Below are 23,015 nucleotides of genomic sequence, written 5' to 3'. Positions count from 1 at the left end.
CGCTAGGCCGTCCGCAGGAAGCGGTCCAGGACACGGACGCCGAAGTGCAGCGCCTCGGCCGGGACCCGCTCGTCGACACCGTGGAAGAGAGCCTGGTAGTCGAAGCCCTCGGGGAGCTTCAGCGGGGCGAAACCGTAGCCGGTGATGCCGAGCCGGGAGAACTGCTTGGCGTCCGTGCCGCCGGACATGCAGTACGGCACCACATGCCCCTCGGGCGCGAACTCCTCGACGGCGGCACGCATCCTCGCGTACGTCGGTGAGTCCACGGGCGCCTGGAGGGCCACCTCGCGATGGTGGAACTCCCAGTCCACGTCCGGTCCGGTGAGCCGGTCGAGGGTCGCGCGGAACTCGTCCTCGCCGCCCGGCAGATACCGTCCGTCGACGAATGCGACGGCCTCCTCCGGGATCACGTTGACCTTGTAACCGGCGTCCAGCATCGTCGGGTTGGCGCTGTTGCGTACGGTGGCCTCCACCAGCTTGGCCGCGGGGCCGAGCTTCTGCAGCAGCCCTTCCACGTCGTCGAGGCCGGCCTCGATGCCGTAGAGCGCGGCGAGTTCGGTGAGGGCGGCACCGACCGTCGGCGTCAGCCGGAGCGGCCACTCGTGGTCGCCGATCCGGGCGATGGCGGCGGCGAGCCGGGTCACCGCGTTCTCCCGGTTCACCTTTGAGCCGTGTCCGGCCCGCCCGCGCGCGGTGAGCTTCAGCCAGCCGGTGCCGCGTTCACCTGCCGCGATGGGGTAGATCTGGCGCCCGCCGCCGTCATGGAAGGTGAACGCCCCCGACTCGCTGACGCCCTCGGTGCAGCCCTCGAAGAGCCCGGGGTGCCGGTCGGCGAGGAACCCGGAGCCGTCCTCCGCGCTCGCCTCCTCGTCGGCGGTGAACGCGATGACGAGATCCCGCCGCGGCCGTACGCCCTCCCGCGCCCAGGCGTGCACGACCGCGAGGATCATCGCGTCCATGTTCTTCATGTCGACCGCACCCCGCCCCCAGACGACGCCGTCGCGGATCTCCCCGGAGAACGGGTGCACGCTCCAGTCGGCGGCTTCGGCGGGTACGACGTCCAGGTGCCCGTGCACGAGCAGCGCGTCCGCGGCAGGATCCGTGCCCTCGATCCGGGCGACCACGTTCGTACGGCCCTTGGTGCGCTCCAGCAGCGTCGGCTCCAGACCCGCCCCGGCCAGCTGCCGGGCCGCGTACTCCGCGGCGGGCCGCTCCTGGCAGTCGCCGCCCCCGCGGTTGGTGGTGTCGATGCGGATGAGGTCGGACGTGAACCGGACGACCTCGTCCAGCGCCTGCTGGTCAGCCATACTGCTCCTCCACCGCGGCCGAGACGATCGTGGTGACCGCCTTGAAGGTACGGATGCCCTCATACATGGTCCGACTGGTGTACGCCACCTTCCGCGGCCCGATCCGTGCCACGCCCGGCACCACGGTGGCCGCCATCGCCAGGTGCTCGGCGTCGAACTCGACGGCGACGGTGAACGGGCCGCCCCTGACCGGCTCATGACGCACCGCGAGTGCCGCCGCCTCCTTGGCCGCGGCCCGGATGTCGGAGGCGCTCCTGGCCGGCGTACGGCACACGGCCGCGTACCGCGAGACGTGGTCCTTGACCGCGACCTTCAACGCCCCGGGCGCGTACCCGAGCGCGTCCTCGCAGGCCACGTCGTCTCCGGTGACCAGGACGACGGGCACCCCGTACTCCGCCACCACATGGGCGTTGAGATACCCCTCGCTCGCCGGTACGTCGTTCAGCCACACCCCCGTGATGGAGTTGGCGAGATAGGTGTGGGCGAGGACCCCCTCCATCCCGGCCCCGGCGTGGTACCCGACGAAGGCGATCCCGTCGACGTCGCCGTGCTGCACGCCCTCCACCATGGAGAGATCCTTGTGCCGCCCGGTGAGCATCTGCGCCCGCTCGTCGAGCTGTTCGAGAAGCAGATTGCGCATGGTCGAGTGCGCTTCGTTGATGAGGACCACGTCCGCACCCCCGTCGAAGAAGCCCAGCACGGCGGCGTTGACGTCCGAGGTGAACATCGACCGGCACCGCTCCCATTGCGACGCCCCGGGCATCACGTCGTCCGGCCACGTCACACCGGTGGCGCCCTCCATGTCGGCACTGATGAGGATCTTCATGCCGCCCCACGCTACGCGCCGGCACGGCAACCGGCCAGGAACTCCACCGCCGCCCCTCCGGCGCCCGGCAGCACGTCCGGGGCGGCCACCCGGACCACCCGCCGTCACCGCCCGCCCGAGCGTGCCGGCTCTCACCTCTCCCGCACAACAACCCTCCCGCACGACCCCCCGCCTCCCGACGACAGCGCCCAGCACGCCGGCCGGCGTCAGCAGTGCGGTCGCGGCGGTACAGCGAGCGCACCTTCCCGGACGTCGTCCTCATGGACGTCCGGATGCCCGGGACCGACGGGCTGGAGGCGACGGGCTGGAGGGACGCGCCAGATCCTCGACGGCGCCCAGAGCCTGCCGCCCGCGTCGTCATCCTCACCGCCTGCGCTCGCGGCCGGTACGGCATATACGTACCGGCCGCGGGCGCAGGCGGCCTCCCGCTCAAGGGCGTCACGCCGGAGCATCCCGCCGCAGCCGGACGGCCGACCGCCCGCCCGTCAGGCCGAGCGCCCCGCCACCAGCCACTTCGACGGCAGCTCGATCCGGGTGCCGTCGGCCGCGAACTCGGTGGTGATCAGCGGGAGTTCCCCGCCGGCCAGGACCGTCAGACCGGCCGCGTTCAGATACACGGGCACGGCGTCGTCGGCGACCTCACCGGGTGCGATGCCGTGCCGGAAGACGGGGGCGAGCTTGGGCGGCGGCCCCGCGGGGCTCTGGGCGAGGCCCATGAGGACGGGACGGGCGGCCTCGGAGAGTTCCACGAGGAAGGCCCGGCCGCGCTCCCCGACCAGCGCGGCGATACCGTCGACGAGTGTCTGCCGGTCGTCGGGTTCGGCCTGGTGGAGCACGCCCCGCAGATAGACGTTGGTGTCGCCGAGTTCCGCGTGCAGCGCCTCCGCCTCGGGCTTCTCGCAGACGTCCAGCAGCCGGTAGGTCGCCTGCCCGGCGGGGTCTGCGCGCCGGGCGTGGTCGAGGGCCGCTTCGGACAGGTCGGCGCCGATGACGTGCGGGAAGCGGTCGGCGAGGAAGCGGGTCTGGCTGCCGTTGCCGCAACCGAGGTCCACCATCGGCAGGTTGGGGTCGGGCAGCTGCGGCTCGAAGATCGCCAGGTGGACGCCCACCGTCAGCGTGGGCTCCGCGTCCCAGAACACGGCTCCCTGCTCCTCAGGCGCTTCGCGCCAGAAGCCCTCCCAGGCTTCCCGGTACCGACTCGTCACGCTCATGCCCAACTCCCCAAGGTGCGACGGCCGCCCGCCGCAAGTGACGGGCGCGTACGGTCTATCGTGCCCTGGTCACGGCAGCAAGCGCGTGGCGCATACCTTCACGCCCCAAAGGGGCGCGGGGCTGTACTCGATATGCGGCTACCGCCGCGCGGGCGCGACCAGCCCCCACCGACCCGCGGGTGAATTACCGCGTCCTCAGCGGAGCGCGCGGCAGCGTCAGCTCGAACCAGACGGTCTTGCCCGCCTTGGTCCGGCTGGTGCCCCACTCCCGGGCCAGCGTGCTGACCACGCGCAGACCGCGCCCGAACTCGTCGCCGGGGCCCGTGTTCAGCAGGGTCGGCAGTTCGTGGTCGTCGTCGTCCACCTCGCACAGCAGGGTGTCCCCGCGGACCAGGCGCAGCTCGATCGGGCGGCTGTGCGAGTGCCGTACGGCATTGGTGGCCAGCTCACTGACCATCAGCTCGGCGGGGTGGGCGAGCTGGGCGAGCCCCCAGTCGTGCAGCTGTTCACGGACCGCGGCACGCGCCCGGCCGACCTCGAACGGATCGAGGCGGAGCCGCCATTCGGCGACGTCGTCGGGTTCGATGCCGTTCAGCCGGGCCATCAGCAGGGCCACGTCGTCCTTGCGGCCGCCGCGACCCGCTTTTGAGAATGTCACGGCGAGGGCGCGGATGATGGTGTCGCAGGCGGCGTCCATGGAGGCCGCCGGGTGAGCGGCCGACTCGCACAGGGTCGCAAGTCCTACGCCGATGTCCTCACCGCGCACCTCGACCAGACCGTCGGTGCACATGACCAGCCGGTCGCCGGGCTCCACGCGCATGCGCACCGCCTCGAACGGCACCCCGCCGACGCCGATCGGCGCACCGGTCGGCAGGTCGAGCAGCTCGGTGCGTCCGTCCTCCGCGCGGACCAGCACCGGCGGGATGTGGCCCGCGTTGGCGATGTGCAGCTCGCTCGCGATCGGGTCGTACACGGCGTACAGACAGGTCGCGAGGTAGGTGTCGCCGAGGCGCTGGGCGAGGTCGTCGAGGTTGCGCAGCAGCTGGGCGGGCGGCAGGTCGAGGGCGGCCATGGTCTGGACGGCCGTACGCAACTGGCCCATCATCGCGGCCGAGTTGAGGCCGTGGCCCATCACGTCGCCGACGACGAGGGCGGTGCGCGCGCCGGGCAGCTTCACCGAGTCGAACCAGTCGCCGCCGACCCGGCCGAGCAGCGTGCCCGGCAGATAGCGGGTGGCGATGTCGCAGCCCGCCATGCGCGGCGGAATGTGCGGCAGCATGCTGTCCTGGAGGGTCTCGGCGACGGACTCCTGGTAGGTGTACATGCGCGCGTTGTCGAGCACGAGGCCCGCGCGGGCGGCGAGTTCGGCGCCGGTGACCCGGTCCATGTCGTTGAACTCGACGCGCTCGGGGTGGCGCAGCAGGATCATGAAGCCGAGGACCACGTTGCGGGCCTTCAGCGGTACGACCAGCATCGAACGGCCCGTGATCAGCGGCCTGATGTCACGCTTCTCGAACTGCGAGGCGATGGCGTGTCCCAGCTGCTCGCTGATGCGCGGCACGAGGACGGGCTCACCGCTGGTCATGCACTGGAAGAACGGCGTGTGCGCCGGGAACGGCATGGCCTCGCCGACCGGCACGACATCGTCCCAGCGGCCGGGTTCGTCGGTGTGTTCGAGGGCGACCCGGTGCCACATGGTCGTCGTGTCCGGCACGCCCTCCGGGAACCCCTCGCCGGCGACGACCTGTTCGCGCAGATAGGTGCCGGCGACATCGGTGAAGCGCGGCACCACGGCCCGGCTGACCTCGACGATGGTCTTCGCCAGGTCGAGCGAGGTGCCGATACGGCCGCTGACCTCGTTGAGGAACTCCAGGCGCTCGCGTACGGCGGCGTACTCAAGGTCCTCGACCTCGTCGGCCAACTCCTGCGGCACGGGCAGACCTTCGGCCCGTGCCCGTGCCGCCCGCTCGCGGCGTGCCTTGCGCTCGGCCCGCCGGGGCACGCCCCAGTCGGGGGTGACGGGCACCCGGTCGTTCTGGCTGAACTCCAGGATGGGATAGCCCAGTTCAAGGATCTGCGCGACGATCCGGGCGCTCTCGCCGACGCTCATGCTGGGCAGGATCTCGGGGAGCCGGCGGGCGAGGTCCTCGGCGCCGGGGAAGTCGGTGTGCAGGGCGAAGCCGGGGGCGATCCGCTCGAAGACCGCATCCTCGTCGTCGGAGTGCAGGCCCGCCGCGTCGGCCGCCAGCACCAGCAGCTTCTCCCGTCCCGGGCCCACCAGGGGATACGCCCACCACAGGACGTCCGCCCGCTCGTCCTCGGCCATCGCGAGGCGGGCGCGGCCCGCGGCGGGGTAGGACAGCCGCCCGTCGAGGGAGGCTTCGAGATCGGGTCCGAGTCCGTCGTACGCCGCCGCGTAGCCCCCGTACGGGGTGATGTCGTCCTCCTCGGGGAGGGCGCCGGAGACGGGGAGCAGGTCGAGCGCGGGACGGCCGATCGCGTCCTCCCTGGCGGCGCCGAACAGCCGCCGTGCGCCCCTGCTCCAGTGCGACACCAGGCCGTCGCGGTCGACGACGACCACGGCCAGGGGGATACGTCCGGCAGCGGCGGGCTCCGCCGTGCCGTCCCCAGCTCCGCGGCTGGGAGGTGCGTCCCTCTCGGTGCCACGGTCCATGTCCCCGGCCCTCTCTCCCCACGGCTCCGCAAGATCTGTGGTGCCGTCACCACGGTACGGCGGTGACCGGTCACGATGTGCGGCAATACGGGAATTGATGAGACCGGAGCGCCCCGGCGCACGGGCACGCGCCCCCGGACGGTTCAGTCCTCGTGCCCCAGCTGGAGGTCCCGCTCCGTCCGTCCGCCGCCCGCCACTTGGAGCACGGTGGCCACGGGCGGATAGCCGGCGGCGATGACGGTGTACTCGCCGCTCGACAGATCCACGAACCGGAACACTCCGTCGGAGCCGGTCGTCAGGGTGTCCACGACGTTGCCCGCCGCGTCGAGCAGCGTCACACGCGCGTCCTCGACGGGCCGGCCGCCGCTCGCCCGCACGGTGCCCCGCAGCACGGCACCGCCGGCGAGTTCGACGTCCTGGCGGGTCTCACGGGCGGCCTGGACGGTGACGGGCAGCGCGGTGGGCCGGAAGGCGGGCGCGCTGGCGGCGAGGGTGTACTCCCCGGCGACCAGCTCGCCGATGACGTACCCGCCCTCGCGTCCGCTGCGGGTGCTGGCCACCACCTCGCCGTGCACGTTGGTCAGCGTGACGCCGGCCTCCCGCACCGGCGTGCCGTCGGCGGTGAGCACGCTCCCGGCGAGCCGTCCGGCGCCGCCGAGGACGACGTCCAGCTCGACGGGGCGTTCGCCGACGGTCACGGAGACGGCCTGCGGCTGGTGGCCGCCCGCCGCCGCGATCAGGACGTACGACCCCGACCCGGGCGTGGACAGCGCGTACCGCCCGTCCTCGCCGCTCGCGCCCCGCCCGATCTGCTGTCCGGCGACATCGATGAGCGTGAGCGCCGCGCGCGGGACGACGGTCCCGTCGGGGTGCTGCACCGTGCCGCAGACGGGGATGCCGGCCGGGTACGGCGAGCGGGACGCAGTGGAGGTCCCCCTGGCCGAAGGCTGGGGGCGGGCCTGCGGGATGGGGGCGTGCACGTACGGGGCTTCCGTCTCGGGGGCGGGGGCGTTGTGGGACACCAGGGGTCTCTCCTTGAGGAAGAAGGCGATGAACAGGCCCAGGACGAGCACCGGCACCAGATACAGGAAGATCCGCGGCATGGCGTCGGCGTAGGCCCGGATGTATGCGTCGCGCAGCTCCGGCGGCAGCGCGTGGACGAGCTGCGGGGTGATCGACTCGGGGTCGGGCAGCCCGGCGCCCGCGGGTGCGGGGAGGCGGTCGGCCAGGGCGTCGGTGAGCCGGTCGGCGAACAGCGTGCCGAAGACGGCGGCGCCGACGCTGCCGCCGATCTGCCGGAAGTAGTTGCTGGCGCTGGTGGCGGTGCCGAGGTCGGCGGGGCGTACGGAGTTCTGCACGGCGAGGATCAGGACGGGCATCACCATGCCGATGCCGGCGCCGAGGACGGCCATCCAGATGCTGTAGTGCAGCCGGGGCGTGTCGATGTCGAGCCGGGACAGCAGCCACATGCCGACGACGGAGAGGGCGCTGCCGAGGACGGGGTGGATCTTGTAGCGGCCGGTGTGGCTGATGAGCTGTCCGGAGACGATCGAGGCGATGACGATGCCGCCCATCATGGGCAGCATCAGCAGCCCGGACTCGGTGGCGCTGGCCCCGTCGACCATCTGCAGGAAGGTCGGCAGATAGCTGGCCGCACCGAACAGCGCGACACCGATCACGAGGCCCACCAGGCCGGTGACGTTGAAGACGGAGTCCTTGAACAGCCGCAGCGGGATGAGGGGTTCGGGCGCGAAGTGCTCGGCGGCCAGGAAGAGCAGGGCGGCGACGGCGGCGCCCGCGGCCAGGCCGAGGATGACGCGGGAGTCCCAGGCGTACTCGGTGCCGCCCCAGCTGGTCAGCAGCACAAGGCAGGTGGAGGCCGCGGCGAGCAGCAGGCAGCCGAGGATGTCGAGCCGGGGCTTGGCCTGGGGCTTCGGCAGCTTCAGCACGACGGCGACGACGGCGAGCGTGACCAGTCCGAAGGGCACATTGATGTAGAAGCACCAGCGCCAGGAGAGGTGGTCGGTGAAGTAGCCGCCCAGCAGCGGCCCGGCGACGGAGGCGAGGCCGAACACGGCGCCGATCAGGCCCATGAAGCGGCCACGCCGCCGGGGCGGCACGATGTCGGCGATGATCGCCTGGACGCCGATCATGAGCCCGCCCGCGCCGACACCCTGGACGGCGCGGTAGGCGATCAGCTGGTCCATGCTCTGGGCCCGGCCCGCGAGCGCGGAGCCGACGACGAAGACGACGATCGCGAACTGGAAGACGCCCTTGCGGCCGAGCAGGTCGCCGAGCTTGCCGTAGATCGGCAGTCCGACGGTCGAGGTGAGCAGATAGGCGGTGATCGCCCAGGACATCCTGTCCAGGCCGTGCAGCTCACCGACGATCTTCGGCAGCGCGGTGGCGACGATCATCTGCTCCAGGGCGGCCAGCAGCAGGGCCAGCATCAGTCCGAGGAAGACCAACCGCACGCGGCGGGGGCTGAGTTCGGCCGCCTGGAGCGGTGGCGGTGCGGGGGTCCGCAAAAGCGCCGGGGCCGGTTCGTCCTGCACCGGAGTCGTCCCGCCCACGTACCGCTCCCCTCGTCGCGCTGCCGCACAATTCCCGCGTAAAAGCGACAACTACGAGCAAGCGCGACGAGTTACGGCATCAAGCCGGTCGGCCAGGAGTTCCACTCGAACCGGTGAGCCGCCAACGGCCCTTACCGGCCCGCGTCTTGAGTCACTTCTCGACCTCGGTGGCGAGCTTGGCGAGCATCGCGTCGTAGATCCGGCCGAGGCCCTTGGGCGCGAAGGTCTTCTCGAAGAAGCCGCCGATGCCGCCGGCACCCTTCCAGGTGGTGTGCACGACGACCCGGGACTTGCCCTCACCGGCCGGGGTGACCCGCCAGGTGGTGACCATCGTCGAGTTGCGGTCCTTCTCGACGAGCTCGCCGTCGGTGGGCTCGCTGACCTCCAGGAGGCAGTCGCGCACCCGCTTGCTGGTGGCCTGGAGCTTCCAGTGCACGAGGGTGCCCTCGCCGTCGCCGCCCTCGCGCACCTCGTACTCACTGAACTGCTCGGGCAGCACGTTCGCGCGGGTGCCGCTGTAGTCGGCGAGGGCGTCGAACACCTTCTCCGCGTCCGCCGCGACGACCCGCTCCGTAGTGGCCTCGACCTGCGCCATTGACTTCCTCCAGGACCTGGTTTTTCGGGGGTGGGGGCAAGCCAACCACCCCGCTCCCCGGCCGCCCAAATCGGGGTCCCGAAGCGATCGCTCCGTGGCCGCGAAGGAAGGTCGCACGATCAAGGGAACATTTGTTCTATTCTTGGGGTCAGCGCTACCGAGGAGGCGTCATGCGCTGGGAGAACCTCACAGCGGAATCCGCCGACAACCCCGGCCGGCCTATTCAGTTCTGGGGAGGCACATTGCCCGCCGCACCGCACGCAGACAGGGCCTGGAAGGCCATGACCAGGGCGTTCTCGCCCCAGCAGGGCGCAGGTGACGCCCCCGGACCCAGCAAGGCCGGAATAGCCGCCTACGCCGTACTCCTCCGCGGCAAAGGTACGGACCGGGAGCGTGGGCCTGCTGTTGAACCGTGGCTGCTCCTGCGCGACCGCACCCGCTCTGACGACCTGTGAGCTCCCGCCGCCCCGGGTGGTCCACAGGCCTCCTAGACAGCGGTCACAACGCAGAACAAAGCCCGCCCCACCAGACGCTTGCGGACCTCCGGCGGAGGGTGCGTCTGCCAGGTGACGCGTTTACTTCGCCCCCGACGCGCCGCGTTGGCGCCAGGTGAAAGTCCACCGCCGTCCGCGGGAGGGGAACCTGATCTACACCGAGCCCGGCCTTGGGAGTCTCGTCACCCTGCCACCGGCCGAATCCGGCGCCGGGGCCTGCCCCATGACGAATGCCGGAGTCCCGCGCATCCGTCACGGGGAGGCGGCATGCCGCGACAGATCCGGGAGCCTGAGCCCGTGGTGCCGGAACTGTCCTAATCGACCCAACTTTCGCTGATTTATGAGCGTTCTGGCGCATCTCGCGACCCGATCGGGTCAAGTCTTGCCAGAACGCGTTCTTCCGGGGGCGCTTTCCGGGACGATGCGGCGTGGACCGTGACCCTCGCGGCCCCAAACCCCTCCGTCCTGGGAGGACTCCATGAGAAAACGCGCAGCCGTGCTGTGCGGCGCCGCCGTCGTCATGGCCGGGACCGTCACGGCCGTCCCCGCCGACGCGAGTGCCCCGCGGACCGCGGACACCGCACCCGCCGCGAAGCTCACCTGGAAGAAGTGCGGTACCACCGACTATCCGACGCTCCAGTGCGCGTCCCTCAAGGTGCCGCTCGACCACGCGAACCCGCACGGGCGCCAGATCACCCTCGCCCTGTCCCGCGTCCCGCACACCGCGAAGAAGTACCAGGGCCCGCTGCTGGTCAACCCCGGCGGCCCCGGCGGCAGCGGCCTGACGCTCGCCGGATTCGTCGCCTCCGCACTGCCGAAGGAGGTCGCCGCCCAGTACGACGTCATAGGCTTCGATCCCCGCGGCGTGGGCGCCAGCAAGCCCGCCCTCGACTGCTCGCCCGGCTACTTCAACCCGGTGCGGCCGGACTCCGTGCCCAGCTCACCGGCGATCGAGAAGGCCAACCTCGCCCGCGCCGAGTCCTTCGCCAAGTCCTGCGGCCGGAAGTACGCGGATGTGCTGCCGTACATGAACACGGTCAGCGCCGTGCGGGACATGGACGCGATCCGGCGGGCCCTGGGCGCCAAGCAGATCAACTACTTCGGCTACTCGTACGGCACCTATCTGGGCGCGGTCTACGGCAAGCTCTTCCCGCAGCGCGTACGGCGTCTGGTCCTGGACTCGGTCGTCGACCCCACGGGCGTCTGGTACGAGGACAACCTCGCCCAGGACTACGCCTTCGACGACCGCCACCGCGCCTTCATGGCCTGGGTCGCCGAAAACGACTCGACCTACAAGCTCGGCACCGACCCGGCCGAGGTCGAAGCCAAGTGGTACGCGATGCGGGCGGCACTGGCCGAGAAGCCGGCCGACGGGACGGTGGGCGCCTCCGAGTTGGAGGACACCTTCCTCCCGGGCGGCTACTTCAACGGCTACTGGCCCGATCTGGCGGAGGCGTTCGCGGCCTACGTGAACGACGAGGACGCCGACCCGCTGGTGGAGGCGTACGAGAACTTCGCCGCCATCGACCCCGCGGGCGACAACGGCTACAGCGTCTACGCGTCGGTGCAGTGCCGTGACGCGGACTGGTCGCGCGACTGGAACCAGTGGCGCGAGGACAACTGGGCTGTGTACCAGAAGGCACCGTTCATGACCTGGAACAACGCCTGGTACAACGCACCGTGCGCGTTCTGGCCGACGGACTCGCTGGAACCCGTGGACGTCAGCAACGACAAGCTGCCGCCGGTGCTGCTGTTCCAGGCGACCGACGACGCGGCCACCCCGTACGAAGGCGGCGTGACGGTCCACCGGTTGCTGCGCGGCTCCAGCCTCGTGGTCGAGCAGGGCGGCGGAAACCACGGCATCTCGCTGAGCGGCAACGCCTGTCTGGACGAGTACCTGGCGGCCTATCTGACCGACGGCACGGTGCCGCGCGGCAGCGGTGAGGCCGACGCGGTGTGCGCCGCGCTGCCCGATCCCAAGCCGCTGACCTCGGCGTCGACCGCATCCCGCGGCACGACACTGCACGGCATGCTCGGCTTCCGCGGCTGAGCGCACCGTCGGGGGCGGGGCGTTGTCAGACGGGGATCCGCGCCAGCGCCCGGACCGCCGCCTCCGCGAGGGCTGGGTGCGCGAGGGCTTCCTTCAGTACGGGTCTGGCGCGCGGGTCGCCGAGTGCGCCGAGGCCCGCCACGCAGGCGAGGGCGACCTTGCGGTACGGATCGTGGGGGCTGAGACGGCGTTCCAGGGTGGTGATGAGGGCGGGTACGGATTCGGGGGCGCGGAGTTCGGTGAGGAGACGTACCGGGTGCAGGGCGTAGGCGACGCGAAGTTCGTTGGTGGCGAGGGCCGCCGCTGCCCGCGCCGTGCGGGGGTCGCCGAGGCGGGCGAGGGCGTGGGCGGCGGCGGCGCAGCGTTGCGGGTCGCGGTGGTTGAGGAGGAGGACGAGAGCCTCGAAGGCGCGGCGGTCACCGGCCAGCCCCAGCCGGAAGGCCGCCAGCTCCCTGGCCCACAGCGGCTGGCCGGGCGCGATGAGCACAGCGGCCAGTTCGTCGTGGTCGTCGGTCGCCACGAGATGCTCGTAGGCCGCCGATGCCGCGGACTCCCGCCGTAAGCGCTCCGTGACTGATCGCAACTCTTCGTCCATGAGGGCGAGCGTAGACGCGCCGCCGTCGCGCCGGGACCTACATCACAAACTCAGGGGCTGGCGCGCTCGTTACCCGCGGGTTAAGCTCAGACGAGCGAGTCACCCACTCGCGGACATGCTGATGACGGCCTGGTGACGCAGCCGTCGTGAGTGCTGGTCGGTTCGGTACATCGCGTACCTCAGCAGGACCCGGTTCCGGGACAGGGCCGGTCGATCCGCCGCTCCCCGGGCGTGTGCACGCCCGCGGTGACGGCACCGGGCGTGTGCGCCAGAACAGGCACCTGGCAGCCCGGCAACACCCGCACTCCTCAACCGGCAACCGGCGTGCGCCTCTTGGCGCACCCGGTCGCGCTCCCAGTCGTCACCCTCATTCCTGGAGTCCCGCGATGGCCACTCCCCTGTCCGACACCCCTCTGTCCCCGCTCAAGACCATTGCCGTCGTCGGCCTCGGCACGATGGGCACCGGCATCGCCGAGGTCCTCGCCAAGGCCGGCCGCGAGGTCGTCGGCATCGACATCAGCGAGGCCGCCGCCGCCCGGTCCGTCGCCGCCCTGGAGTCCTCGACCGCCCGCGCGGTGGAGCGCGGCCGGCTGACCGAGCAGGAGCGCGCCGACCTGCTGGCCCGCGTCCGCACCTCCGCCGACCTGCGGGCCGCGGCCGACGCGGAGCTGGTGATCGAGGTGGCTCCGGAGTCGTACGAGATCAAACAGCAGATCTTCCGTGAGCTCGACGCGATCGTCCGGCCCGGGACGATCCTGGCGACCGGCACCAACGCCCTCTCGGTCACCCGGCTGGCCGCCGACTCGGCCCACCCGGAACGCGTGCTGGGCCTGCACTTCTTCAACCCGGCCCCGGCGATGCGCCTGGTCGAGGTGGTCTCGTCCGTGCTGACCGCGCCCACCGCGGTCGACGCGGTCACGAACCTCGCCCTGGACCTCGGCAAGGACCCCGTCGCGGTCGGCGACCGGCCCGGATTCGTCGCGGACGGGCTGCTGTTCGGCTACCTCAACCAGGCCGCCGCGATGTACGAGGCCAAGTACGCCTCCCGCGAGGACATCGACGCCGCGATGAAGCTCGGCTGCGGCCTGCCGATGGGCCCGCTCACCCTGCTCGACCTGATCGGCGTCGACACGGCCCGCACGGTCCTGGAGGCCATGTACGCGGCCTCCCACGACCGGCTGCACGCCCCCGCCCCGATCCTCAGGCAGCTCAGCGAGGCGGGCCTGACCGGCCGTAAGTCGGGCCGCGGCTTCTACACCTACGAGGCTCCGGGCAGCGCGACCGTCGTGCGCGACGCGCTCACCCCGCTGCCCGGCGGCCTGGACGTCCCCGGCCGACCGGTCCGCCGCGTCGGTGTCGCGGGTTCCGGCACCATGGCGTCCGGGATCGCCGAGGTCTTCGCCAAGGCCGGGTACGAGGTCGTCCTCGCCGCCCGCAGCGAGGAGAAGGCGCAGGCCGCCAAGGCCCGTATCGGCAAGTCGCTTTCCCGCTCTGTCGACAAGGGCCGGATGACCGCGGAGGCCGCCGCGCAGACGCTGGAGCGGATCACCCCGGCCGACTCCTACGACTCCTTCGCCGACGTCGACCTGGCCGTCGAGGCGGTCGCCGAGGATCTGGCGGTCAAGCAGCAGCTGTTCGCGACGCTGGACAAGGTCTGCAAGCCGGGCGCCGTCCTCGCGACGACGACCTCCTCGCTGCCGGTCGTCGCCTGCGCCCGCGCGACCTCACGTCCGCAGGACGTGATCGGCATGCACTTCTTCAACCCGGCACCGGCGATGAAGCTGGTCGAGGTGGTCCGTACGGTCCTGACGGCCGAAGACGTCCACTCAACGGTTCACGAGGTCTGCGTCAAGATCAAGAAGCATGCGGTGGACTGCGGTGACCGAGCCGGCTTCATCGTCAACGCGCTGCTTTTCCCGTACCTCAACAACGCGGTCAAGATGGTGCAGGAACACTATGCGTCTCTTGACGACATCGACGCGGCGATGAAGCTGGGCGGCGGCTACCCCATGGGCCCCTTCGAACTCCTGGACGTCGTCGGCCTGGATGTGTCGCTGGCCATCGAGAAGGTCCTGCACCGCGAGTTCCGCGACCCGGGCCTTGCGCCGGCGCCGCTCCTGGAGCACCTGGTGGCCGCGGGCTGCCTCGGCCGCAAGACGGGCCGCGGCTTCCGCGAATATGCCCGGCGCTGATCGCCCCGGCGACCGGTTCCGGGACGCCGAGGACTGGGGCGGCCTGCTCGATCCGGCTGCGTTTCCCCCGCCCGTCCAGGGCGGGGGAAACGAGGGACGGGCCGACGCGGGAAACGGGGGACGGGCCGACGCGGGAAACGGGGAAAGGGCCGACGGGGCGAACCAGGGCCGGGCCGGCGCGAGCAGCCAGGGGCCAGCGGGCGCGAGCAACCAGGGGCCAGCGGGCGCGAGCAACCAGGGCCCGTCAGGCGGCAGCAACCAGGGCCCGGCGGGCGGCAGAAGCCGGGGACATGCGCATCAAGCTGCGCACATGCAGTACGTTCGGGTCATGTCCCAGCCCGCCAAGCCCTCACGTACACCAGCCACGCCGCCCGACGCGCCGGAGAGCGCCGCGGGCAGCCGTGCCGCGGCCCAGCGGCTCAAGATGCGCCGGGAACTGGCGGCAGCGGCGATGGAACTGTTCGCGGCCAAGGGGTACGAGGCGACCACCGTCGACGAGATCGCGGCCCGGGCCGGGGTCGCCCGCCGTACGTTCTTCCGTCACTTCCGCTCCAAGGAAGAGGCGATCTTCCCCGACCACGACGACACCCTGATCCGTGCCGAGGCGGTCCTCAACGCCGCACCGGCGCACGAGCACCCGCTCGACACGGTGTGCCGCGGCATCAAGGAAGTCATGCGGATGTACGCGGCCCGGCCGGAGATCTCGGTCGCCCGCTACAAGCTCACGCGCGAGGTGCCCACCCTGCGGGAGGCGGAGATCGCGTCGGTGGCCCGCTACGAGCGCCTTTTCACCCGCTATCTCCTGGGCCACTTCGACGAGCACGCGCACGACGACGACGCCAACGACGACCCGCTGCTGGCGGAGGTCGCCGCGTCCGCCGTCGTCACCGCCCACAATCACGTGCTGCGGCGCTGGCTGCGGGCCGGAGGCCAGGGCGACGTGGAGGCGCAGCTGGACCACGCCTTCGCGATCGTGCGGAGGACGTTCGGCACGGGCATCGGCGCCGGGCGTGCCGCGACCCCGAAGCCGGCCGCGGCGACGGTGTCCACGCAGGGCGAGGTACTGGTGACGGTCGCCCGCACGGACGCCCCGCTGGACGAGGTGATGCGCACCATCGAGCAGGCTCTGAAGGAGCGGGCGTAGGGCGTCGAAGCGCCCCCTCCGCGCCTCGGCCTCGTACCACCGGACCGAAGGAAAGGTCGCATTAAACCGCATCTGCCTTCCCATTTGATCGATCATCGCTCATTTGTTACGTAAAGTTTTCACCTGAGGGCAAGTTCTGGCACCCAGTGCCTTGCGGGGTGACACGCGGTGCCATACGTTGAAGGTGTCCGGGCGGCCGGCGTGCCGAGACCCTTCGTACGCCGGCTGTCCCCGCAGCCCCGATGGACTGCGCGCCCGGACGCCTGCGTCACAGGCAACCTCCTGCGCCACAAAGCGCTGCCGAACAGCACCATCCGCCGAACCGACGGCACTTCCCAAGAACCCTGAGCAGTAACCCTCAGCGCCCCTCCCTCAGGGCGCGTACCGCCGGAGGCAACACCGTGACCGTCAAGGAAATCCTGGACACGATCCAGTCGCCGGACTCGACTCCGGCCGACTTCGCCGCTCTCCCGCTCCCCGAGTCGTACCGCGCGATCACCGTGCACAAGGACGAGACGGAGATGTTCGCCGGGCTCGCCACCCGCGACAAGGACCCCCGCAAGTCGATCCACCTGGACGACGTTCCGGTGCCGGAACTCGGCCCGGGTGAGGCCCTGGTGGCCGTGATGGCCTCCTCGGTCAACTACAACTCGGTGTGGACCTCGATCTTCGAGCCGCTGCCGACCTTCGGTTTCCTGGAGCGCTACGGCAAGCTCTCCGAGCTGACCAAGCGTCACAACCTGCCCTACCACATCATCGGCTCCGACCTCGCGGGCGTCGTCCTGCGCACCGGCCCGGGCGTCAACGCCTGGCAGCCCGGTGACGAGGTCGTCGCGCACTGTCTGTCGGTCGAGCTGGAGTCCAGCGACGGCCACAACGACACGATGCTCGATCCCGAGCAGCGCATCTGGGGCTTCGAGACCAACTTCGGCGGCCTCGCCGAGATCGCGCTCGTCAAGTCCAACCAGCTCATGCCGAAGCCGGACCACCTGAGCTGGGAGGAGGCAGCCGCTCCGGGGCTGGTGAACTCGACCGCGTACCGGCAGCTGGTCTCCCGCAACGGCGCCGGGATGAAGCAGGGCGACAACGTCCTGGTCTGGGGCGCGAGCGGCGGGCTCGGCAGCTACGCCACACAGTTCGCGCTGGCCGGCGGCGCCAACCCGATCTGTGTCGTCTCCAGCGCGCAGAAGGCCGACATCTGCCGGGCCATGGGCGCCGAGGCGATCATCGACCGCACCGCCGAGGACTACAAGTTCTGGAAGGACGAGCACGACCAGGACCCGCGCGAGTGGAAGCGGTTCGGCAAGCGCATCCGTGAACTCACCGGCGGCGAGGACGTCGACATCGTCTTCGAGCACCCGGGCCGGGAGACGTTCGGCGCGTCGGTGTACGTCACCCGCAAGGGCGGCACGATCGTCACCTGCGCCTCGACCTCCGGCTACAACCACGAGTACGACAACCGCTACCTGTGGATGTCGCTGAAGCGGATCATCGGCTCGCACTTCGCCAACTACCGCGAGGCCTGGGAAGCCAACCGGCTCATCGCGAAGGGCAGGATCCACCCCACGCTCTCCAAGGTCTACTCCCTGGAGGAGACCGGCCAGGCCGCCTACGACGTGCACCGCAACCTCCACCAGGGCAAGGTCGGCGTGCTGTGCATGGCGCCCGAGGAAGGCCTGGGCGTGCGGGACCACGAGAAGCGGGCTCAGCACGTCGACGCCATCAACCGCTTCCGGAACATCTGAGGTCACAGATGACTGAGCGTCAGACCGTGCCGCAGGCGCAAGAAGAGCAGGCGCAAGAAGAGCAGGCGCGAAAGGAAAGGGACCGGCCGTGGCTCATGCGCACGTACGCCGGTCACTCCACCGCCGAGGCGTCCAACGAGTTGTACCGGCGCAACCTCGCCAAGGGCCAGACGGGTCTGTCCGTCGCCTTCGACCTGCCGACGCAGACCGGCTACGACCCGGACCACGTCCTCGCCCGCGGCGAGGTCGGCCGGGTCGGGGTGCCCGTCTCGCACCTCGGTGACATGCGCCGGCTGTTCCAGGACATCCCCCTGGAGCAGATGAACACCTCGATGACCATCAACGCCACCGCCATGTGGCTGCTGGCGCTCTACCAGGTCGTCGCCGAGGAGCAGGGTGCCGACATCACCCGGCTCCAGGGGACGACCCAGAACGACATCGTCAAGGAGTACCTGTCCCGCGGCACGCACGTGTTCCCGCCCGGCCCCTCGCTCCGCCTGACGACGGACATGATCGCGTACACGGTCTCGCACCTCCCCAAGTGGAACCCGATCAACATCTGCAGCTACCACCTGCAGGAGGCGGGCGCCACGCCGGTGCAGGAGATCGCGTACGCGATGTCCACCGCCATCGCCGTGCTCGACGCGGTGCGCGACAGCGGCCAGGTGCCGCAGGAGCGCATGGGCGATGTCGTCGCCCGTATCTCCTTCTTCGTGAACGCGGGCGTCCGCTTCATCGAGGAGATGTGCAAGATGCGGGCGTTCGGCCGGATCTGGGACGAGATCACGCGCGAGCGGTACGGCATCGAGAACCCCAAGCAGCGCCGTTTCCGGTACGGCGTCCAGGTCAACTCCCTCGGGCTGACCGAGGCGCAGCCGGAGAACAACGTCCAGCGGATCGTGCTGGAGATGCTGGCCGTGACCCTCTCGAAGGACGCACGCGCGCGTGCCGTCCAGCTCCCCGCCTGGAACGAGGCGCTGGGGCTCCCCCGCCCCTGGGACCAGCAGTGGTCGCTGCGCATCCAGCAGGTGCTGGCGCACGAGAGCGACCTGCTGGAGTACGAGGACATCTTCGAGGGCTCGCACGTCATCGAGGCGAAGGTCGCGCAGCTCGTCGAGGAGTCCCTCGCGGAGATCGACCGGATCCAGGACATGGGCGGCGCGATGGCCGCCGTGGAGTCGGGCTACCTCAAGTCGCAGCTCGTGGCGTCCCACGCCGAGCGCCGCGCTCGTATCGAGTCCGGCCGGGAGAAGATCGTCGGCGTCAACATCTACGAGTCGACCGAGCCGAACCCGCTCACGGCCGACCTGGACGCCGCGATCCACACGGTCGACCCGGCCGTCGAGGCCCGCGTCGTGGCCGCCCTTGCGCACTGGCGTGACACCCGATACCAGCCGCCCTTCAACCATCCGCGCCCCTGCAAGGCCCTTGAGCGGCTGAAGGAGGCCGCGAAGGGCACCGCCAACCTCATGGAGGCCACCCTGGAGTGCGCCCGCGCCGGCGTCACGACCGGCGAGTGGGCCGGGGCGCTGCGCGAGGTGTTCGGTGAGTTCCGGGCGCCGACGGGCGTGTCCTCCGCGCCGGTCGCGGTGACCGCCGAGGAGGGCACCGCGATGGCGTACGTCCGCCGCCGGGTGGAGGAGACCGCCCGCGACCTCGGCGTGGGCAAGCTCCGCTTCCTGGTCGGCAAGCCGGGCCTGGACGGACACTCCAACGGCGCCGAGCAGATCGCGGTGCGCGCCCGTGACGCCGGCTTCGAGGTGGTCTACCAGGGCATCCGGCTGACGCCGGAGCAGATCGTGGACGCGGCCCTCGCGGAGGACGTGCACGCGGTGGGCCTGTCGATCCTCTCCGGCTCACACGCTCAGCTGGTGCCGGACGTGCTGGAACGACTCCATGTGGCCGGTGCCACAGATATACCCGTGATCGCCGGTGGCATCATCCCCAATGGTGACGCCGAGCAGCTCAGGGCCGCCGGAGTGGCCGCCGTCTTCACCCCGAAGGACTTCGACATCACCGGAATCATCGGCCGCATCGTCGACGAGATCCGGAACGCGAACAAGCTCGACCCCCTGGAGGTCAACGCATGACGGTCAACCGTCTCCGCCCGCGGCGCTCCTGCCTGGCAGTGCCGGGCTCGAACCCCCGCTTCCTGGAGAAGGCCCAAGGCCTCCCGGCGGACCAGGTCTTTCTGGACCTGGAGGACGCGTGCGCGCCGCTCGCCAAGCCCGAGGCGCGGCACACCATCGTCAAGTTCCTCAACGAGGGCGACTGGACCGGCAAGACGCGCGTGGTCCGCGTCAACGACTGGACGACGGAGTGGACGTACCGCGATGTCGTGACGGTGGTCGAGGGCGCGGGCCCGAACCTCGACTGCATCATGCTGCCGAAGGTCCAGGACGCCCAGCAGATCGTCGCCCTCGACCTCCTGCTGACCCAGATCGAGAAGACCATGGGCTTCGAGGTCGGCAAGATCGGCATCGAGGCGCAGATCGAGAACGCCCAGGGCCTGAACAACGTCAACGAGATCGCGCAGGCCTCCCCCCGCGTGGAGACGATCATCTTCGGCCCGGCCGACTTCATGGCCTCCATCAACATGAAGTCGCTGGTCGTGGGCGAGCAGCCGCCGGGCTATCCGGCGGACGCCTACCACTACATCCTGATGAAGATCCTGATGGCCGCCCGCGCCAACAACCTCCAGGCGATCGACGGCCCCTACCTCCAGATCCGCAACATCGACGGCTACCGCGAGGTCGCCCAGCGCGCCGCCGCCCTCGGCTTCGACGGCAAGTGGGTGCTGCACCCGGGCCAGGTCGAGGCGTCCAACGAGATCTTCTCGCCCTCGCAGGAGGACTACGACCACGCCGAGCTGATCCTGGACGCGTACGACTACTACACGTCGGAGGCGGGCGGCAAGAAGGGCTCCGCGATGCTCGGCGACGAGATGATCGACGAGGCCAGCCGCAAGATGGCGCTGGTCGTCTCCGGCAAGGGCCGCGCGGCCGGCATGCAGCGCACCAGCAAGTTCGAGATTCCGGAGGCGTAAGGCCATGCAGTTCGGGCGCACCTACGAGGAGTTCGAGGTCGGGGCGACGTACAAGCACTGGCCGGGCAAGACGGTCACGGAGTACGACGACCACCTGTTCTGTCTCCTCACCATGAACCACCACCCGCTCCACATGGACGCCAACTACGCCGAGAACACGACGGACTTCGGCAAGAACGTGGTGGTCGGGAACTACATCTACTCCCTCCTGCTCGGCATGTCCGTGCCGGACATCTCCGGCAAGGCGATCGCCAACCTGGAGATCGAGTCGCTCAAGCACGTGGCGCCGACCTTCCACGGCGACACCGTCTACGGCCAGACGACGGTGCTCGACAAGTGGCCGTCGAAGTCGAAGAGCGACCGCGGCATCGTCCACGTCGAGACCAAGGGCTACAAGCAGGACGGCACGCTGGTCTGCGTGTTCCGCCGCAAGGTGATGGTGCCGACCGAGACGTACATCAAGGAGCGCGGCGGCGAGCAGCCGGGCCGCCCGGAACTCAAGCAGCAGGAGAAGTAGCCATGGCGCGACTCGCCCAGACCGCCGGCCTGACCGACATCCAGCAGGAGATCGTGTCCACCGTCCGCGACTTCGTGGACAAGGAGATCATCCCGGTCGCGACCGAGCTGGAGCACCGCGACGAGTACCCGCAGCAGATCGTCGACGGCCTCAAGGAGCTGGGCCTGTTCGGCCTGATGATCCCGGAGGAGTACGGCGGCCTGGGCGAGTCCCTCCTGACGTACGCCCTGTGTGTCGAGGAGATCGCGCGCGGCTGGATGTCGGTGTCCGGCATCATCAATACGCACTTCATCGTGGCGTACATGCTCAAGCAGCACGGCACCGACGAGCAGCGGGACCACTTCCTGCCGAGGATGGCGGCCGGTGACATCCGGGGCGCCTTCTCGATGTCGGAGCCCGCTCTGGGTTCCGATGTGTCGGCGATCACGTCGAAGGCGGTCAAGGACGGCGACGAGTACGTCCTGAACGGCCAGAAGATGTGGCTGACGAACGGCGGTACGTCGTCTCTGGTGGCCGTGCTCGTGAAGAGTGACGAAGGACACCCCGAGGGGACCGCGCCCCACAAGTCGATGACGACCTTCCTCGTCGAGAAGGAGCCCGGCTTCGGAGAGGTCCGCCCGGGCCTGACCATCCCCGGGAAGATCGACAAGATGGGGTACAAGGGGGTGGACACCACCGAACTCATCATGGACGGCCTGCGCATTCCGGCCGATCGGGTGCTCGGCGGCGAGACCGGCCGAGGTTTTTACCACATGATGGACGGCGTGGAGGTCGGCCGCGTCAACGTGGCGGCGCGTGGCTGCGGTGTCGCTCAGCGCGCTTTCGAACTCGGCGTCCAGTACGCCCAGCAACGTCATACCTTCGGCAAGCCGATCGCCCAGCACCAGGCGATCCAGTTCAAGCTGGCCGAGATGGCTACCAAGGTCGAGGCCGCCCATGCCATGATGGTGAACGCGGCACGCAAAAAGGACTCCGGGGAACGAAACGACCTTGAGGCTGGGATGGCGAAGTACCTCGCCTCCGAGTACTGCAAGGAGGTCGTGGAGGACGCCTTCCGGATCCACGGCGGCTACGGCTTCTCCAAGGAGTACGAGATCGAGCGCCTCTACCGTGAGGCTCCGATGCTGCTGATCGGCGAAGGTACCGCCGAGATCCAGAAAATGATCATCGGTCGCAGGCTGCTCGAAGAGTACCGACTCCAGGGCTAGATGTCCGGTTCGGGGTATTTTCTTCGCGAAGAAGATCACACCCCGTCAGCCCTCTTCGGCGGCCGACTCGGCTTCCTGGCTTGCCCAGTTGTAGCTCACGACCGGTACGATCGTGTAAAGCCGCCGTCCCTTTCACGCAGAGCGGCATCGTCCGCTACGAAGGTCATCCATGCCCCACAGCCAAACCTCTGCATCTCGCAACAGCCTGGCAGGCGTACGCCTCGCACGCGGAGCATCGCCGTGGCTTCTGCCGACCGTCGCCACCGCAGCCCTCAGCCTGGCCCGTGCGCGTCGTTCCGGCGCCGCCAGAGCCGTGGCCGTACCCGCCACCGCGCTCGCGGCGGGCATGCTGTGGTTCTTCCGCGACCCCGAGCGTGAGATCACCCAGGGTCTGGTCGTCTCGCCCGCCGACGGTGTGGTGCAGAGCATCATGCCGTGGAAGGACGGGCGCACCCGCGTCGCGATCTTCATGAGCCCGCTCAACGTCCACGTCAACCGTGCGCCGCTCTCCGGCACGGTGACGTCGGTCGAGCACATCCCGGGTGGGTTCGTTCCGGCGTTCAACAAGGAGAGCGAGAACAACGAGCGCGTAGTCTGGCATTTCGACACCGAACTCGGCGACATCGAGATGATCCAGATTGCCGGCGCGGTGGCCCGTCGCATCGTGCCGTACATCCCCCAGGGCACGAAGGTCGAGCAGGGTGACCGCATCGGTCTGATCCGGTTCGGCTCGCGTGTCGACATCTATCTGCCCGAGGGCGTGGAGGTCGCGGTCGAGGTCGGGCAGAAGACCTTGGCTGGGGTGACTCGCATTGACCGTGATCGATCCTGAGACACA

The 23,015-nt window shown here is 70.1% G+C and carries 17 protein-coding genes; 10 read left to right on the top strand and 7 right to left on the bottom strand.

Annotated features, from left to right (window positions below):
• Nucleotides 1–2: 2 nt before the first annotated feature.
• From GFH49_RS19700 to GFH49_RS19675, 6 genes are all read right to left on the bottom strand, one after another.
• Nucleotides 3–1,307 carry a M20/M25/M40 family metallo-hydrolase gene (locus GFH49_RS19700; protein ID WP_155057394.1) on the bottom strand — a complete coding sequence of 435 codons (1,305 nt, stop codon included), beginning with the start codon at nucleotides 1,305–1,307 and terminating at the stop codon, nucleotides 3–5.
• Nucleotides 1,300–2,133 (bottom strand): M55 family metallopeptidase, encoded by an 834-nt coding sequence (locus GFH49_RS19695; RefSeq protein ID WP_155057393.1) that lies wholly within the window; start codon nucleotides 2,131–2,133, stop codon nucleotides 1,300–1,302. The genes GFH49_RS19700 and GFH49_RS19695 overlap by 8 nt, the downstream gene beginning before the upstream one ends.
• A gap of 485 nt (nucleotides 2,134–2,618) precedes the next feature.
• Complete coding sequence (locus GFH49_RS19690) at nucleotides 2,619–3,344, bottom strand: class I SAM-dependent methyltransferase (RefSeq protein WP_155057392.1); 726 nt, start codon at nucleotides 3,342–3,344, stop codon at nucleotides 2,619–2,621.
• A gap of 184 nt (nucleotides 3,345–3,528) precedes the next feature.
• On the bottom strand, nucleotides 3,529–6,018 hold the full coding sequence (locus tag GFH49_RS19685; RefSeq protein WP_155057391.1) for a SpoIIE family protein phosphatase: 2,490 nt from the start codon (nucleotides 6,016–6,018) through the stop codon (nucleotides 3,529–3,531).
• Between the two features lie 143 nt (nucleotides 6,019–6,161).
• The gene (locus GFH49_RS19680; RefSeq protein WP_155057390.1) at nucleotides 6,162–8,591 is read right to left on the bottom strand and encodes an MFS transporter; all 2,430 of its coding nucleotides are present in this window, start codon (nucleotides 8,589–8,591) and stop codon (nucleotides 6,162–6,164) included.
• A 151-nt stretch (nucleotides 8,592–8,742) separates the two neighbouring features.
• Entirely contained in the window at nucleotides 8,743–9,186 is a 444-nt protein-coding gene (locus GFH49_RS19675) for an SRPBCC family protein (RefSeq protein ID WP_155057389.1), read from the bottom strand.
• Between the two features lie 170 nt (nucleotides 9,187–9,356).
• Here GFH49_RS19675 and GFH49_RS19670 point away from each other — a divergent pair, with 170 nt between their 5' ends.
• Nucleotides 9,357–9,641, top strand: coding sequence for a hypothetical protein (locus tag GFH49_RS19670; protein WP_155057388.1), 285 nt, complete (start codon nucleotides 9,357–9,359; stop codon nucleotides 9,639–9,641).
• A gap of 517 nt (nucleotides 9,642–10,158) precedes the next feature.
• Nucleotides 10,159–11,730, top strand: a complete 1,572-nt coding sequence (locus tag GFH49_RS19665; RefSeq protein WP_155057387.1) for an alpha/beta hydrolase — start codon at nucleotides 10,159–10,161, stop codon at nucleotides 11,728–11,730.
• Between the two features lie 25 nt (nucleotides 11,731–11,755).
• Here the strand turns inward: GFH49_RS19665 and GFH49_RS19660 are convergent, their stop codons facing one another.
• Nucleotides 11,756–12,325: an adenylosuccinate lyase gene (locus GFH49_RS19660; RefSeq protein WP_155057386.1), complete on the bottom strand. Its 570-nt coding sequence runs from the start codon at nucleotides 12,323–12,325 to the stop codon at nucleotides 11,756–11,758.
• Nucleotides 12,326–12,711: 386 nt separating this feature from the next.
• Between GFH49_RS19660 and GFH49_RS19655 the strand changes: the two genes are divergently transcribed.
• From GFH49_RS19655 to GFH49_RS19620, 8 genes are all read left to right on the top strand, one after another.
• Entirely contained in the window at nucleotides 12,712–14,517 is a 1,806-nt protein-coding gene (locus GFH49_RS19655) for a 3-hydroxyacyl-CoA dehydrogenase family protein (protein ID WP_155057385.1), read from the top strand.
• A gap of 310 nt (nucleotides 14,518–14,827) precedes the next feature.
• Nucleotides 14,828–15,661, top strand: coding sequence for a TetR family transcriptional regulator (locus GFH49_RS19650; protein WP_155057384.1), 834 nt, complete (start codon nucleotides 14,828–14,830; stop codon nucleotides 15,659–15,661).
• Nucleotides 15,662–16,062: 401 nt separating this feature from the next.
• Nucleotides 16,063–17,406, top strand: a complete 1,344-nt coding sequence (gene ccrA, locus GFH49_RS19645; protein WP_155057383.1) for a crotonyl-CoA carboxylase/reductase — start codon at nucleotides 16,063–16,065, stop codon at nucleotides 17,404–17,406.
• Between the two features lie 8 nt (nucleotides 17,407–17,414).
• Nucleotides 17,415–19,496 carry an ethylmalonyl-CoA mutase gene (locus GFH49_RS19640; RefSeq protein WP_155057382.1) on the top strand — a complete coding sequence of 694 codons (2,082 nt, stop codon included), beginning with the start codon at nucleotides 17,415–17,417 and terminating at the stop codon, nucleotides 19,494–19,496.
• Nucleotides 19,493–20,452, top strand: a complete 960-nt coding sequence (locus GFH49_RS19635; RefSeq protein ID WP_155057381.1) for an HpcH/HpaI aldolase/citrate lyase family protein — start codon at nucleotides 19,493–19,495, stop codon at nucleotides 20,450–20,452. The genes GFH49_RS19640 and GFH49_RS19635 overlap by 4 nt, the downstream gene beginning before the upstream one ends.
• 4 nt (nucleotides 20,453–20,456) lie before the next feature.
• The gene (locus GFH49_RS19630) at nucleotides 20,457–20,969 is read left to right on the top strand and encodes a MaoC family dehydratase (protein ID WP_155057380.1); all 513 of its coding nucleotides are present in this window, start codon (nucleotides 20,457–20,459) and stop codon (nucleotides 20,967–20,969) included.
• Between the two features lie 2 nt (nucleotides 20,970–20,971).
• The gene (locus tag GFH49_RS19625; RefSeq protein WP_155057379.1) at nucleotides 20,972–22,177 is read left to right on the top strand and encodes an acyl-CoA dehydrogenase family protein; all 1,206 of its coding nucleotides are present in this window, start codon (nucleotides 20,972–20,974) and stop codon (nucleotides 22,175–22,177) included.
• A 169-nt stretch (nucleotides 22,178–22,346) separates the two neighbouring features.
• The gene (locus GFH49_RS19620; RefSeq protein ID WP_155057378.1) at nucleotides 22,347–23,009 is read left to right on the top strand and encodes a phosphatidylserine decarboxylase; all 663 of its coding nucleotides are present in this window, start codon (nucleotides 22,347–22,349) and stop codon (nucleotides 23,007–23,009) included.
• The last annotated feature ends 6 nt before the right edge of the window (nucleotides 23,010–23,015 follow it).

The sequence above is a fragment of the Streptomyces blattellae genome, assembly GCF_009709555.1.
GTDB lineage: Bacteria > Actinomycetota > Actinomycetes > Streptomycetales > Streptomycetaceae > Streptomyces > Streptomyces blattellae.
This window is presented reverse-complemented; position numbering and strand designations above follow the sequence as displayed.

Excerpts from the sequence above, each read along its gene's own strand:
- GFH49_RS19690 (WP_155057392.1), bottom strand. The coding sequence starts at position 3,344 with ATGAGCGTGACGAGTCGGTACCGGGAAGCCTGGGAGGGCTTCTGGCGC.
- GFH49_RS19640 (WP_155057382.1), top strand. The coding sequence starts at position 17,415 with ATGACTGAGCGTCAGACCGTGCCGCAGGCGCAAGAAGAGCAGGCGCAA.
- GFH49_RS19625 (WP_155057379.1), top strand. The coding sequence starts at position 20,972 with ATGGCGCGACTCGCCCAGACCGCCGGCCTGACCGACATCCAGCAGGAG.
- GFH49_RS19620 (WP_155057378.1), top strand. The coding sequence starts at position 22,347 with ATGCCCCACAGCCAAACCTCTGCATCTCGCAACAGCCTGGCAGGCGTA.
- GFH49_RS19695 (WP_155057393.1), bottom strand. The coding sequence starts at position 2,133 with ATGAAGATCCTCATCAGTGCCGACATGGAGGGCGCCACCGGTGTGACG.
- GFH49_RS19700 (WP_155057394.1), bottom strand. The coding sequence starts at position 1,307 with ATGGCTGACCAGCAGGCGCTGGACGAGGTCGTCCGGTTCACGTCCGAC.
- GFH49_RS19635 (WP_155057381.1), top strand. The coding sequence starts at position 19,493 with ATGACGGTCAACCGTCTCCGCCCGCGGCGCTCCTGCCTGGCAGTGCCG.
- GFH49_RS19685 (WP_155057391.1), bottom strand. The coding sequence starts at position 6,018 with ATGGACCGTGGCACCGAGAGGGACGCACCTCCCAGCCGCGGAGCTGGG.
- GFH49_RS19675 (WP_155057389.1), bottom strand. The coding sequence starts at position 9,186 with ATGGCGCAGGTCGAGGCCACTACGGAGCGGGTCGTCGCGGCGGACGCG.
- GFH49_RS19650 (WP_155057384.1), top strand. The coding sequence starts at position 14,828 with ATGCAGTACGTTCGGGTCATGTCCCAGCCCGCCAAGCCCTCACGTACA.
- GFH49_RS19670 (WP_155057388.1), top strand. The coding sequence starts at position 9,357 with ATGCGCTGGGAGAACCTCACAGCGGAATCCGCCGACAACCCCGGCCGG.
- GFH49_RS19660 (WP_155057386.1), bottom strand. The coding sequence starts at position 12,325 with ATGGACGAAGAGTTGCGATCAGTCACGGAGCGCTTACGGCGGGAGTCC.
- GFH49_RS19630 (WP_155057380.1), top strand. The coding sequence starts at position 20,457 with ATGCAGTTCGGGCGCACCTACGAGGAGTTCGAGGTCGGGGCGACGTAC.
- GFH49_RS19665 (WP_155057387.1), top strand. The coding sequence starts at position 10,159 with ATGAGAAAACGCGCAGCCGTGCTGTGCGGCGCCGCCGTCGTCATGGCC.
- GFH49_RS19655 (WP_155057385.1), top strand. The coding sequence starts at position 12,712 with ATGGCCACTCCCCTGTCCGACACCCCTCTGTCCCCGCTCAAGACCATT.